The organism is Flavobacterium sp. FlaQc-49 (genome assembly GCF_044005985.1).
Lineage (GTDB): Bacteria > Bacteroidota > Bacteroidia > Flavobacteriales > Flavobacteriaceae > Flavobacterium > Flavobacterium cupriresistens.
In genome coordinates, this window is record NZ_JBIPCS010000002.1 from 167,329 (window position 1) to 181,749 (window position 14,421).

13 protein-coding genes are annotated in these 14,421 nt (G+C 32.7%); 3 read left to right on the plus strand and 10 right to left on the minus strand.

Features of this window, described 5'->3' with window-relative positions:
- Positions 1 to 9 precede the first annotated feature (9 nt).
- From ACHRV3_RS03990 to ACHRV3_RS04000, 3 genes are all read right to left on the minus strand, one after another.
- On the minus strand, positions 10 to 150 hold the full coding sequence (locus ACHRV3_RS03990; RefSeq protein ID WP_395433390.1) for a hypothetical protein: 141 nt from the start codon (positions 148 to 150) through the stop codon (positions 10 to 12).
- A gap of 104 nt (positions 151 to 254) precedes the next feature.
- Entirely contained in the window at positions 255 to 920 is a 666-nt protein-coding gene (locus tag ACHRV3_RS03995; RefSeq protein ID WP_395433392.1) for a hypothetical protein, read from the minus strand.
- A 96-nt stretch (positions 921 to 1,016) separates the two neighbouring features.
- Positions 1,017 to 1,628, minus strand: a complete 612-nt coding sequence (locus ACHRV3_RS04000) for a murein L,D-transpeptidase catalytic domain-containing protein (RefSeq protein ID WP_395433393.1) — start codon at positions 1,626 to 1,628, stop codon at positions 1,017 to 1,019.
- 269 nt (positions 1,629 to 1,897) lie between these two features.
- On the opposite strand from ACHRV3_RS04000, the gene ACHRV3_RS04005 reads away from it, so the two are divergent.
- Positions 1,898 to 2,284 carry a flagellar motor protein MotB gene (locus tag ACHRV3_RS04005; protein WP_395433394.1) on the plus strand — a complete coding sequence of 129 codons (387 nt, stop codon included), beginning with the start codon at positions 1,898 to 1,900 and terminating at the stop codon, positions 2,282 to 2,284.
- A gap of 79 nt (positions 2,285 to 2,363) precedes the next feature.
- On the opposite strand, the gene ACHRV3_RS04010 is transcribed toward ACHRV3_RS04005, so the two are convergent.
- A complete protein-coding gene (locus ACHRV3_RS04010; RefSeq protein ID WP_395433395.1) occupies positions 2,364 to 2,600 on the minus strand; it encodes a type II toxin-antitoxin system ParD family antitoxin in 237 nt (78 codons plus the stop codon).
- Between the two features lie 139 nt (positions 2,601 to 2,739).
- Positions 2,740 to 3,150: a helix-turn-helix domain-containing protein gene (locus ACHRV3_RS04015; protein WP_395433397.1), complete on the minus strand. Its 411-nt coding sequence runs from the start codon at positions 3,148 to 3,150 to the stop codon at positions 2,740 to 2,742.
- Between the two features lie 190 nt (positions 3,151 to 3,340).
- Here ACHRV3_RS04015 and ACHRV3_RS04020 point away from each other — a divergent pair, with 190 nt between their 5' ends.
- Positions 3,341 to 3,679, plus strand: a complete 339-nt coding sequence (locus tag ACHRV3_RS04020; RefSeq protein WP_395433398.1) for a hypothetical protein — start codon at positions 3,341 to 3,343, stop codon at positions 3,677 to 3,679.
- 328 nt (positions 3,680 to 4,007) lie between these two features.
- Positions 4,008 to 4,574, plus strand: coding sequence for a hypothetical protein (locus ACHRV3_RS04025; protein WP_230005095.1), 567 nt, complete (start codon positions 4,008 to 4,010; stop codon positions 4,572 to 4,574).
- A 337-nt stretch (positions 4,575 to 4,911) separates the two neighbouring features.
- Here the strand turns inward: ACHRV3_RS04025 and ACHRV3_RS04030 are convergent, their stop codons facing one another.
- The 5 genes from ACHRV3_RS04030 to ACHRV3_RS04050 all read right to left on the minus strand — a co-directional run bounded on the left by ACHRV3_RS04030 (position 4,912) and on the right by ACHRV3_RS04050 (position 14,351).
- Positions 4,912 to 5,733: a hypothetical protein gene (locus ACHRV3_RS04030; RefSeq protein ID WP_395433399.1), complete on the minus strand. Its 822-nt coding sequence runs from the start codon at positions 5,731 to 5,733 to the stop codon at positions 4,912 to 4,914.
- Positions 5,734 to 5,871: 138 nt separating this feature from the next.
- On the minus strand, positions 5,872 to 7,074 hold the full coding sequence (locus ACHRV3_RS04035) for a hypothetical protein (protein WP_395433401.1): 1,203 nt from the start codon (positions 7,072 to 7,074) through the stop codon (positions 5,872 to 5,874).
- A 260-nt stretch (positions 7,075 to 7,334) separates the two neighbouring features.
- On the minus strand, positions 7,335 to 8,930 hold the full coding sequence (locus ACHRV3_RS04040; RefSeq protein ID WP_395433402.1) for a T9SS type A sorting domain-containing protein: 1,596 nt from the start codon (positions 8,928 to 8,930) through the stop codon (positions 7,335 to 7,337).
- Between the two features lie 265 nt (positions 8,931 to 9,195).
- Entirely contained in the window at positions 9,196 to 10,782 is a 1,587-nt protein-coding gene (locus tag ACHRV3_RS04045) for a T9SS type A sorting domain-containing protein (RefSeq protein WP_395433403.1), read from the minus strand.
- A 128-nt stretch (positions 10,783 to 10,910) separates the two neighbouring features.
- The gene (locus tag ACHRV3_RS04050; protein ID WP_395433404.1) at positions 10,911 to 14,351 is read right to left on the minus strand and encodes a methylmalonyl-CoA mutase family protein; all 3,441 of its coding nucleotides are present in this window, start codon (positions 14,349 to 14,351) and stop codon (positions 10,911 to 10,913) included.
- Positions 14,352 to 14,421: the final 70 nt, after the last annotated feature.

A 14,421-nucleotide genomic window follows, 5' to 3' on the forward strand; every position in this document is an offset into this window, starting at 1 on the left:
TAATTTTCGCTAGTAAGCATTTGCATCAACACTTTCAGTTAATACACCAATAACATCAACGATAGAAAAATACCATTTTTCTTCCTCTTGATCCCAAACTACTCTCACTTTCTTTTCTTCGAATAATTGAATATTTTCTGAATGTTCCATAATCTGAATCTACAAAATTTTAATTCTCAAATTTAAGGTTATTTGTTGGTAATAACAATTAAATTGAAAGAAAAAACTTTCTTTTTTTTTAAAACAATAGAAGATTAACGACTACTATTTACAATCGTAAATTGAATAAACAACAATCCACATACCACGATTAATAAATATATAAATCCCTTAATATCATTAATTCCTCTGTCTTCTTTCAGAATTAATTTTCTGAATTTTTCTGAAACTAAAACCAAAATCGAGCTAATCAAAACCAGACCAACAGCCAGGTTCATACCTATTCCAATTGGAAAACCTTCTGACTTCTCTTGCAGAAAAAAAGGAACAATATCATATAAAAAAAGAAAATTCCAAGTCACAACAAAAAATAGAACAGCACCTTTTTTTATTGGAAATCCTCCCTTATTTTGTCTTTCTATAATTTCAAAATCATGTTCGCTTAGCTCCGAGTTTGTGTTTTCTAAAAATCCTGTTTTCTTAATTTCATTAAGTACCGTCTCTAGATTTTTAAAAGTCCAGAATATAACTTCTGAATTATATTTTTCGACCCTGTGTTTAATTTTTATTCCATTTCCAATTATTGGAATCGAGGTATAGGCTTCTATAGAAATGATATCTTTTGGTAGAAAAACCAAATTCCCCACAATAGAAGCATTAATTTTTAAAACATCTTTATCAACATACAAATTAGCAAGGGGATAGCTTGCGTTTGCTTTACCTATTCTTGCTCCTCCGGTAAGGGTATATTTTTCGCTCATCAATTATTATTTTTATTGGTATCAATCTGTCGTTGGCGCGGGCGTCACGCTCGTGTATTGTTTCTAATGTCCGAAAAAATTAGGCATTCATTTAAATCAGTAATAAATATCTAAAACAATCTTTTTATCAGAAGCATCAATTAGCTTCTCGATTCGTTTATAAAACCTTTCATTGACCATTGGACAACCGTAACTGTTGCAAATCGGGGCATCTTGTTCCTCATACGGAACCTTACTATACTTATGCAAAACAATATTTCTTAAAAAGGCATTGTCATTTGTCTTGTCTAAACCATGTAATTTGTATGCCTTTCCGAAATCTCCGTTATAACTATACCCAATGTAATATTTTCCTAATGATGTAGAAAGTGAATTATTAACATTGCTAAATTTCAATTCTCCTTCAACTTTTGTTTCAGATCCCGAACCGTGAGCCACTAAACCTTTATCAATTACTCTATTATTTTGTAAATCATAAACAAAGAATCTGTTCTTTCCCGAACTAATTTTCATGTCGATAAAAAAGGCAGTTTTGTTACTGTATTTAGAATCACTCGCAACTAGTTTTTTTACTGCACTAACTCTTTTGGTAAATTTATTATCAGCTTTTTTATCAAAAACTGTCTCTTCTTTAGGATTCTTTACAAATAATATTATACCAAATAGCACAATTATAAGAATTAGCAAAGAGAGGATTATTTTACGCATGATTTTATATTACAGAAGTCGAAATATACTATAAATTAACTTTATAAAAATAAAAAATTAGTCGCATAAACATTCTTCCCTTAAAAAAAATGTTCTGAAATTAACTGTAAATTATTTCTTATAACCGCTTTAAAAAATCGATAAAACGAAAAAAAATCAGCCAAAAAACAAGTTATACTACTGATTTAGATATATTTGTAAACATAAGAATACCAAAAAAAATATTCAATAAAAAATGAGAATCAAAACCAATATTTCAAATTAATACTATGCAAAAAAACCTTATTGTTTTACTAGTATTAATTGTATTTTCATTTCGTGCTGCTGCACAAAATCAAACTGTTTATATCACAGATAAAGTAAGCGACAAATATGCTTATGTTGACGTGATAAAAACATATGAAAAAATCGCTGCAAAAGGCTATAAATCAATAGACTTATTTCAGAAATTAGGTGACTCATCTTATTCTCGCAATAAATTAGAAAAAGCAGCGGTGTGGTACGATCAATTATTTGCCATGACATCAGATTTAGAGGCTGAATATTACTACCGTTATGCAGAATCTCTAAGGTTTATTTGTCAAAATGAAAAAGCCGATGCTATTATCGAAAAACTGCATCGTAAATCTAAAACATCAATAAAAAAGAAGGTTTAGTATATTTCTTTTAGACTTCGCGCTAACTGTTTTCTTTAAAGTTTTGCTTTTAAATCCATTCTGCCATGAAGGATTCTTACTATTTGGATTTAAAGATTTTTAAATGTTCATTTGGATCGAAATCCTCCACTCTTCCACTATTTATTCCTTCCTGAATAGCATTTTTTAAAATTGAAAGCCTGCTTTCTTCTTCTTCCAAAAGACGTAAACCTGCCCGGACAACTTCACTTGCATTTTTAAATCTGCCATCAGAGAGGCTGTCTTCTATGAAATTTTCAAAATAACTGTCCAATGATATGGATCTGTTCTTTCTCATGAGATTAAAATTTTGAGTAAAATTAGAATCAATTCTAAAAGTTGTGGAGAAACAAAAATCTCGCGAAGTCGCAGAGTCGCAAAGCTAAAAAACAGCTTCCGAAAAAGCTGTTTTTATAAATAAATCTCAGTAGAGATTATTATTTTCCTTTTAGTAATTTTTCTAAATATTCGATTTTGTCTTTTTCGGATTGAAGCAAACGTTCGTAGAGCTTTTTATTTTCTTCTACTGCTTCCATTAATTTGTCTAACGGATTGAAAGTACAGGCATTATAATCACCAAAAGTATTATTACCTGAATCATTAAAAGTATTGAAATAATTAATCATGCCTTCTTCAGAAAAGTTTTTAATTGCTTCGACCGAAACACCAAGTGCTTTTGCAACCTGAATCAGTTTTTCTTCGTCTATCGTTTCGCTATTTTCAATAGCCGATATAGCTTGTTGGTTTGTTCCTAAAGCTTGCGCCAAAGCTTCCTGTTTCATATCACGAAGTTCACGAATACGGCTTATTTTGCGCCCTATATGATTTGGTTTTGTTAGTGTGCTCATAATTCAAAGATAATAATTAAGTGTAATAATTGGTAAGATGTAAAAAACATATTTAGTGATGTACAATACGACCAAAAATGATTTAATACAGTAGAATCTTTTTCTTTCTTCGCCAAGTTAAACAAATGTACGATTTTTCTTTAAAAAAAATAAAACGTTTAACAAAACATAAACTAAAAATATATGCCTTATGGAAACAAATGAAATTAAAAATTTAGAGTATCTTAAAAAATTAGCTGCCGAGCATTTTCAGACCTTAAAACCTGCAAATGACCAATCCCAAACCTACACAGCACAGATTAAAGTTCTTAACTATTTCGAATTGGGTTGTGTTATTACCGATCTGCTAAAGTTATGCATTTTAGCACTTCATCATAACAGGCATAAAATTTCAGAAAATAACGAAAAGGAATCTGTTGATGTTGCACTGCTCTTAGAAACCGTGCTCTCTCTGTTTCCTTTGGATGAGTTGGAGTTTTTGAGTTATGTTAGCGAGATGGTTGATGGGGATTTACATCCCAAATCGTGACAAATAGTCACGGTTTCAAACTTGACCAATATTCTTCAGGGTAGTTTTTCAGAGTTGACTACAATTTGTAGTCAACTCTAAACCCTGCTAGTGCGCAATGCCATTGAGTTAAGGGTTTTCAAAAAAACTCACGCAGATTTTAGCGCAATGAAAAAAAAAAAATTGCAGAATCTGCGTTAAAAAAGATCTTAACTCAATGGCATTGCGTGCGAGCTGAGTTTTTAAATTGTGGCTAATAATTTAATTTTATTAATAAAATTCGTATTTTTTCATGTGTTTCCTTTTTAGTGGTCAAAATATTCTTTATCATTGCATTTTTACAGAAATCATGGAAGAAAAATCAAGAAGAAAAAGAGTTCATATTAAACCTGCTTCTAAAGGTGATATTGTAATTGATATAGAAGAATATAAAGAAAATTGTTCTTCTTCTAATGCAAAACATGTCGGAAGTCATTCTGAAAAAATTATAATTAATTTTTGGGTCGACAAGCACTATTCTGATCGAGACCAACATGGTGAAGATGATGGAACAAAAAGGGAGGATATTGGTTTATTGCACATTCAACCCTTAATTCAAAAAGCTTTACCTCATTTACTATATTATTCATTAAAACATAAATCATTTCATTTTATAAACCACCCACCTCCAGGGCATAGAGCCTTGAGGGTCGTTTTAAAAGATCAATTTAATAATGAAACAACATTAAATATAATAGCTGAGTATCATTTCTTTGATACAAATATCTATGAAGTTACTGTTGTAACTGCGATGCGAAAAGAGGATTTTACAATTTCTGTTGGTCAATATGAATTAATATTTGATAAAAATCAGTCAACATTAAACTTAAAGAATGGAAACAACATTATGTTTATAGACCAATTCGAAGCATCATAAAATACTATAATCAAAGCAATTACTATAGTTATTAAATATCAAATTCAGTTGTTATATTTTACAATCTGCATTAAATTTGTTATTTAAAGAAATAACTGGGACAGAATACAAGTTTGGGAAGCCAAAAGGCAGAATGCGTATTTGGGTAGTTCCAGCAATATAAAAAGAAGCTTCTAAATTTAGAAGCTTCTTTTGTTTCAAAACATTAATTGAGAAACTTTTTAATTTATCCTCTGCCAGTGCAAACGTCTGACTATTCAGAGGCAAAGAGAGAATTATTTTAATGATTTTTTTAAGACTTCGCGTAGCGATTGCAAACACTTCGTGGAGCTAGGTACTAATTGACTATAATATTTCCCTGAGTATCATAGACAAATTTCCATCCTGTTTCTTTTGTTGAGACATCGTCATGGTAATAGGAAGTCTCTGTATACTTTCTAAAATTATTTTTGGAAAGTGAACGATAAAAATATTCTTCTACTAATTGCATCCTCTTAAACGGATTATAAGAGGTATCATATTCTTCAAAAGTCCTTACGATTTTTCTTCCATCGCTCTTTCCATTATGTAACTCTGTATATTCTGTCTTCGTCAGGTTATTCTTGGCGTCGTAATAGAATTTCTCCGAAAATGTCAATATAAAATCGGTTTCATCATCCGGGTAGTAGGTCATATTTGGATAACTCGTTACGACCTCTGTAAGTTTTCCGTCTGAATATTTATAAACTAGCTTTTTGGAATTAATGGCAATACTATTTGGCACTTCTTTTTCGACAATGAGATTAGCACTGTTTAATGTATAATAGATCGTGCCTTTAGCAACTGCATATACATCTGAATCATAAAAATTTTCAACAGTAACCTTATTATTGCTGTAAACAAAGGATGTATATACCTTATTTGAAAAAATTCTATCAAAACCAGTATTAGGAGAAATAGCTAAATAGCCACCCACTTTTTTGGTTAATCTTTTGCTATTGTCGTATTCAAAATTAAAATTAATCTCCTGAGAATTAATCGCAAGACCAGTATTAGTAGCCCCATCAAATTTTATTTGTTTTACCAATGGATCGCTGTTAGTATCCGCTGCGTCATCTTCATTGCTGCTGCAGGAAAAAAATAAGATTCCAATAAATAAAATTGTAAATAAATGCTTCATATCAAGTCTCTTTGTTTTCGTTAATTCGTCAGTAAATATAACACCGTTTGAATTTAATGACCAAAAATTGACCGCTTAATAAATGAATGCTTTTCTAAAGTTTATTCTAATTCTTTTTCAAGGATCAGGCTTTTCATATTAATCAGCTTCAGTAATAATTTTATACAATTCTTCACAATAGGCAAACTTATCCTTTTGTTGGTTTCTTTTACTTCCCTGCCCCGTTTCATAAACCGAAACCTGAAACCAATATAATACCCTAATAACCATATTCTGTAACAGAGGATTTTTGTCGTCTGACTTCATCATCTTCAAATCTTTAATTTCAGATTTCCAAAACTTAAAATTAGCCTTACTCTTAGCCGATTTTAATTCCTGATCAAAACGAAGCGAAAGTTTATCTAAAAGTTCATTTTCCAAAATATTTATCTTCTCCATTTTGGTGACTTCCTCTTTATATTCTCTGGACTTTTTGATTTCGGCAATCTTAGCTCTTAGAAAATTGTCTTCATTGGTATTAAAAAAAGTAATGCCTTTTTCATAGGCATTCACCGAAGGGACCATTTCTTTATTGGTCTTTAAACTATCGGCGATTCGCACATTGACATCATAAATTCTTTTAATAATAGTATCGTTCTTTGGTCTTATATTTTTTCTATAAGCCTGAATTTCCAACCAGTCAAATGCGCGAAGCATTTCAGATTGTTTGGGCCAAACGTGTTCCTCATGAGAAACAAAAAGGGTGTTCACCATCTTTGCGTTATCCAGCCATTGTTTATTTCCTATCATTTCCTGATAATTCATATCCCGATCGCCAACCATACCTACATAGGAGAATTTATTAGAAGGAGGTATAAACTTATCCATATTATTAAAAGAAGCGCCACAAGCAATAACCCCTTGAAAAGCCCCCGTAGATATCCCGAAATAACTGGCCAATCTTGCACCACCCGAAAAACCTGCTATATAAAGTTGTGAAGTATCAATAGTATAGCTTTGCAATACATCCTCAAATAATCTATTGGCAACAGCGATATTATCTTGAATTGATCCATTTCTTAGCGTATTAGAGCATACCAAAATATAATGATATGTTTCTGCAGCCAGAATAAAGGGTTCAATCCCTATTTTACCTCTCGCATCGGGTTCAAAAATAAAAACCAATGCCAATGGGGTTTTAGCATCGTATTTTTTAGGAAAATAGAGGGCATACGATTCTGTTGGAGCAGTTGCAATTTTCACCGAATCGATAATAGCTCCGGTTGGTAACAATTGCTTATCCTGAGTGTATCCAAAAACTGTAACAAAAAGAAACAGAATAGAATAGATAGTGTTTTTCATAACACTAAAATAAAAAAAACCTCTCATTTCTGAGAGGTTTTCCAATATTAAAAAGATAACTATTTTGAAGATAGTTCTTCTAAATGTTATTTAACACATAGAAACATAGTTACTCTCAACGGGTTGAAATAACTACATATTCCTTCTATACTGCCCGCCCACTTCAAACAACGCCGAAGTAATCTGACCTAAAGAACAAACTTTTGTAGCCTCCATTAAATGATCGAATTTTCGTTTTTTTATGAAAGCTTCATCTATTTCTAGTTTTTAATAATCTTTTTATTAATCAAAGTTCCATTCCTCTTTATTTGAGCGCTATAAATTCCTTTAGGTAACTTAGAAATATCAATTTGAGAAGAATTTGACAGGGTTTGAAGTAATCTCCCATTTAAGTCGAAAACACTTATATTTTCTATTTCATTACTATTCTCAACATTTAACTGCATGATATCAGATGATGGATTTGGGTAAAAACTAATTGAATGTTTTTTATCAAAATCAATTGTACTTAAATTATTAGCGTACTTCCAGAATTTAAAATTTTTAGAATAATATAAATTGTCCTTATAAACAAAAGGTTGCAGAATATTTTCTAAAGCACTAATATTTTGTACCGTTTGTGTACTAGAGTTGAAAATCCACCCTTTTCTGGCATCATTTTTATCTAGTCCTGAAAGAATAAAATATTCATTATTCTTTATTTTCATAATGGAACCAACCGCAACTTCATCAAAAAAATGAGGTGTTGTCAAATCTGTCGATGCAGCTAATTGTTTAATATTTGAAACAGTGTTATCAGTAAGATTTAATGATACTAATTCTGTACCTGCTGTTACATTTGATGTGGTAAAAACCAGAGAATTATCTATCTTAACTAAGTTTGATGCAAAAAAATAATCGTTGGTATTTTTTTCATAAATGGTAGTAATGATTTTATCTAATGTATTATATTTTAAAATTACTAAGTTATTACTAAAACCTGTGGCAGTAAAAAACATTAAATATAAGTCGTTATTTACCGCAATAATATCGTCATATTGAACCAAATCACCCTGATTTCTAACCCTAGCAACATTTTTTGTGTTTTCGAGAGTTCCGTCAGTTTCAAACAAAAAATATCTAGTAGCAAAATACAATTTACCATTAGATTCAATAAATTGTGTTAGAATAGGAGTTCCCCCAGCTCCGTTATTAAAACCTGAACCATTACCATCATATTCCTCCGTTATCGGAAATGTACCCTCAGTAGTTCCATTGCTTCTCCATACTCTTGAATTATTAGTCCCAAATGGCTGAAATACAAATACAAAAGTGTTATTACAGCTTCCCTCAAAAGAAGGCCGATTCCAAATAGGTAGATTATCTTTTACTAAAACGGTCCCTATAGTTGTTCCATCTGTTTTCCAAACCTCTAATTTATCATCTTCTTTTTTCAACAAAAAATAAATTAGATTCCCGACTGTCGTTAATTTCGAAACTCTTCCATTAATAAAATTAGTTACTTTCTCTGTCCCATTTTCAGTACCGTCTGTTTTCCATATTTCACCTAATGAATTTTCATCTTTTGATAGAAAGTAAAGCTTATTATTTAAAACTGAAGAACTTTGCTTTAACACACCAACTAATCCATTACCAATACCAGGATTAATATCCTTTAGTAAATTAGTATTTGATGTCGTTCCATCACTCTGCCAAACTTCTTTACCTGTACTCTCTTGATTACCTCCAAAAAAAATCTTATCATTAAATTGTACAAAGCCTCCTGGATGAGCTGAAGTAAAACTATAAATTTCTTGCTGTGCATGAGCTCCGATACACATAAAAGTTAAAAGTAGTAAGAGTAATTTTCTTTTCATTGATTTTTTGATTTTAAAAATTTGATTGTATAGTAACACTGAAAAATTAGTACGTAAATATATACTAATAATTGAAAAGCATAAAAAAATAGAGGGTTAATTATGGAACTAACCCTCTATTTTTCTATACTCTTTAATAATTACATATTCCTTCTATACTGCCCGCCCACTTCAAACAACGCCGAAGTAATCTGACCTAAAGAACAAACTTTTGTAACCTCCATTGAAGGATAGAATTTTCATTTTTAGGAAGACTCCTCTATTGTTATTTTTTAATGATCTTTTTATTAATCAAAGTTCCATTCCATTTTATTTGAGCAGTATAAACTCCTTTGGGTAACTTAGAAATATCAATTTTAGAAGAGTTTGACAGGGTTTGAAGTAATTTCCCGTTTAAGTCAAAAACACTTATATTTTCTACTTCACTGCTATTCTCAACATTTAACTGCATGATATCAGATGACGGATTTGGGTAAAAAACGACTGACTGTTTTTTATCAAAATCAATTGTACTCAAATTATTAGCGTACCTACAAAATTTAGTGTCTTTAAAATAATATAAATTTTCCTTATAAACTAAAGGCTGTCTAATATTATCTAAAGCACTAACATTTTGGGTAGCTTTCGTACTAGAATTGAATATCCATCCTTTTCTTTTATAATCTTTATCTATTCCTGTCAAAATAAAATACTCATCGTTCCTTATTTTCATAATGGAAGCATTCCCAACAGATAAAGCGGGAATAGCTTTCAAATCTTCCGATGCAGCTAATTGTTTAATATTTGAAATGGTATTATCAGTAAGATTTAACGATACTAATTCTGTACCTGCAGTTGCATTTGAAGTGGTAAAAATAAGAGAATTATCTATCTTAACTAAGTTTGATGCAAAAAAATATGCGCTGGCATTTTTTTCATAAACTTTAGTAATGGTCTTATCTAATGTATTATATTTTAATATTACTAAGTTATTAAAACCGCTGGCAGTAAAAAGTACCAAATATAAATCGTTATTCACTGCAATAATATCATCATAATTAAGTAATTCACCTTGACTTCTTACCCGGGCAACATTTTTTGTATTTTCGAGAGTTCCATCAGTTTCAAACAAAAAATATCTGGTAGCAAAATACAATTTACCATTAGATTCAATAAATTGTGTTAGCATATGAGTTCCCCCGGACCCGTTATTTGAACCCGAACCGTTCCCATCGTATTCGTCAGTTATTGGAAATGTCCCTTCAGCTGTTCCATCACTTCTCCATATTCTTACATTATTAGCCTTCACCGGCCTACTTGAAAATATAAAGGTAGTATTACAGGTTCCTTCAAAAGAAACTCCCCAAGAAGGCAGATTATCTTTTACTAAAACTGTTCCTATAGTTGTTCCGTCAGTTTTCCAAACCTCAATTTTTTCTGCATCTTTTTTTAGTACAAAATAAATTAGATTCCCAACTGTTGTTAATTTCAAAACTCTTCCGTTAATAAAATTAGTTACTTTCTCAGTTCCGTTTTCAGTACCGTCTGTTTTCCATATTTCTCCTAACGAATTCTCATCTCTTGACAGAAAGTAAAGTTTATTATTCAAAACGGTAGAACCTTGCTGTAACGCAACAGCTAATCCAGTACCTCCCCCTGGATTAATGTCCTTTAGTAAAGAAGTATTTGACATTGTTCCATCACTCTGCCAAATTTCTTCACCAGTACTCTTTTGATGACCTCCTAAAAAGATTTTATCATTAAATTGTATAAGGCCTCTGGGATTACCCGGAGCAAAATCATAGATTTCCTGCTGTGCATTAACTACAGTAAGGTTAAAAGTTAAAAATAATAAGAGTAATTTTTTTTGCATTGCTTTTTGTTTTTAAAAATTTGGTTAAATAATAACCCTGAAAAATTAGTACGTAAATGTATATTAATAATAAAACAAAAGAGGACTAATTAAGAAATTAGTCCTCTTTTGTTATATACTTTAACTATCTACATATTCCTTCTATACTGCCCGCCCACTTCAAACAACGCCGAAGTAATCTGACCTAAAGAACAAACTTTTGTAGCCTCCATTAAATGATCGAATAAGTTTTCGTTTTTAATGGCTGCTTCCTGTAGTTTACTTAGATGCTCGTTTACTTTTGCTTCGTGAAATTGATGCAAATTATCCAGCATCGTGATTTGATACTGTTTTTCTTCTTCGGTAGCACGAATTACTTCTGCCGGAATAACGGTTGGCGAACCTTTTGAACTTAAGAATGTATTTACACCCACAATTGGGAAATCTCCGTTGTGTTTTAAGGTTTCGTAATACAAACTTTCTTCCTGAATTTTAGAACGTTGGTACATGGTTTCCATAGCACCTAAAACGCCTCCACGTTCTGTAATACGGTCGAATTCCTGTAAAACGGCTGCTTCCACTAAATCGGTTAATTCCTCGATGATGAACGAACCTTGAATCGGGTTTTCGTTTTTCGCTAAACCTAATTCTTTATTAATAATCAGCTGAATAGCCATAGCACGACGAACAGATTCTTCTGTTGGCGTTGTAATCGCTTCATCGTACGCATTCGTATGCAACGAGTTACAGTTGTCGTAAATGGCATACAAAGCTTGCAATGTCGTACGGATATCATTGAAATCAATTTCCTGTGCGTGCAACGAACGTCCTGAAGTCTGAATGTGATACTTCAACATCTGCGCTCTTTCGTTAGCACCGTATTTGTTTTTCATGGCTTTCGCCCAGATTTTACGCGCTACACGTCCGATTACAGCATATTCAGGATCAACTCCGTTAGAGAAGAAGAACGATAAATTCGGCCCAAAATCATTGATATTCATTCCACGACTCAAATAATATTCCACGTAAGTGAAACCATTTGAAAGCGTAAAAGCCAATTGCGTAATTGGATTGGCACCCGCCTCAGCAATATGATAACCCGAAATAGATACTGAGTAAAAGTTACGGACGTTTTTGGTAATAAAATATTCCTGAACGTCACCCATTAAACGCAAAGCAAATTCGGTAGAGAAAATACAGGTGTTTTGCGCCTGGTCTTCTTTTAGGATATCGGCCTGTACTGTTCCACGAACTTGTGACAGGGTTTTAACTTTGATTTCGTTGTATACTTCCAAAGGCAAAACCTGATCTCCGGTCACACCCAAAAGCATTAATCCTAAACCATTATTTCCTTCGGGTAAATCGCCTTGGTATTTAGGACGCTCTACTCCTTTTCCTGCATATATTTTATTGATTTTAGCTTCAACTTCTTTTTCTAAAGCATTGGCTTTGATATAATGTTCGCATTGCTGATCGATCGCCGCGTTCATAAAAAAGCCTAACAGCATTGGTGCCGGTCCATTGATTGTCATACTTACCGAAGTCATAGCGTGAACCAAATCGAAACCGGAATACAGTTTTTTAGCATCGTCTAAACAACAGATCGAAACTCCTGCATTACCAATTTTTCCGTAAATATCGGGACGTAAATCAGGGTCATTTCCATATAAAGTCACACTATCAAAAGCAGTCGAAAGCCTTTTTGCCGGCAATCCCGCACTTACATAGTGAAAACGTTTGTTCGTTCTTTCCGGTCCACCTTCGCCCGCAAACATTCTCGACGGATCTTCGCCCTCACGTTTAAACGGATACAATCCTGAAGCAAAAGGAAATTCTCCCGGAACATTTTCCTGCAAACTCCAACGTAAAATATCACCCCATGCCTCATATTTAGGTAAAGCAATTTTCGGAATTTGAAGGTGTGATAAACTCTCTGTATGTGTTGCGATTTTGATTTCTTTATCACGAACTTTAAACGAGTAAACCGGATTTTTGTATTTGTTTACTTTCTCCTCCCAATTCAGGATAATTTCCCAGTTGTACGGATCTAAATCCATTTTTACTTTATCAAACTGATTGAGTAAAAGATTTAAGAAAATACGGTTTTCGTCGTGTTCTGCAATTCCTGATGGTAAAACAGTAGCATCATCGATTCCCGCTTTATTGATTTGTGGAACTTTTCCTGAAACAGATTCCAGCGTTTTAAAAATTCCGTATAATTTTTGCGCTACTTTTTGTTGTGAAAGTGCCGATTCATCATAACTTCTGTTGCTTTCTGCAATTTCAGATAAATAACGGGTTCTGTGTGGTGGAATCACGAAGATTTTCTCACTCATTTCACGTGTGATTTCGAAAGTCGAATGCAACTCAGAAGCTGTTTTTTCGACAATTTTATCCATAATCGCTTTGTAAAGCGTGTTCATTCCCGGATCATTAAACTGAGAAGCAATGGTTCCGAAAACCGGCATATCATCCGGATTTTTATCCCAAAGATTATGATTGCGCTGGTATTGTTTTTTTACATCACGAATCGCATCAAGTGCACCTCTTTTGTCAAATTTGTTTAAGGCAACTAAATCTGCAAAATCAAGCATGTCGATTTTCTCTAATTGTGTTGCAGCACCAAATTCAGGCGTCATCACATATAAAGAAACATCAGAATGGTCCATGATCTCGGTATCCGATTGTCCAATTCCGGAAGTTTCCAGAATAATCAAATCGTATTTTGCGGCTTTTAAAACCTGAATCGCTTCGGCTACATATTTAGACAATGCCAAATTAGACTGACGTGTCGCCAACGAACGCATATAAACACGAGGGTTATTAATGGCATTCATACGGATTCTGTCTCCTAAAAGTGCTCCTCCGGTTTTTCTTTTTGAAGGGTCAACTGATATTAATCCGATTGTTTTTTCAGGGAAATCAATTAGAAAACGACGTACTAATTCGTCAACCAAAGAGGACTTTCCTGCTCCACCCGTTCCCGTAATTCCTAAAACCGGAATCTTAGAATCGGCATTGTTTTCATGAATCTGATCAAAAACAGGTTTTGCAATTTCAGGGAAATTTTCTGCGGCAGAAATCAAACGCGCAATTGCGGTTGGATTTTTGCTTTCGATATGATCAATTTCTCCGTTTAGTTTATCTCCAATCGGAAAATCTGCTTGTTGCACCAAATCATTAATCATTCCTTGTAGTCCCAAAGAACGGCCATCATCCGGAGCATAGATTCTTGTAATTCCATATTCATGTAATTCTGAAATTTCACTTGGCAGAATTACACCTCCACCACCACCAAAAATCTTAATATGTCCTGCTCCTTTTTCGTGAAGCAAATCATACATATATTTAAAATATTCATTGTGTCCTCCTTGATAAGACGTCATTGCGATCGCATTGGCATCTTCCTGAATGGCGGTATTTACAACTTCTTCAACACTACGGTCGTGACCTAAATGAATCACCTCAACACCGGTTGACTGAATAATACGTCGCATAATATTGATCGCAGCGTCATGTCCGTCAAAAAGTGAAGCTGCAGTTACAATTCTTACTTTATTTTTAGGAATATATGGTATTTGTTGTTCCATTTTATGAATATGATAATTTTAGAGGAGCAATTTACAAATTATTTTAATATTTGATCACTTTGATAGCTTT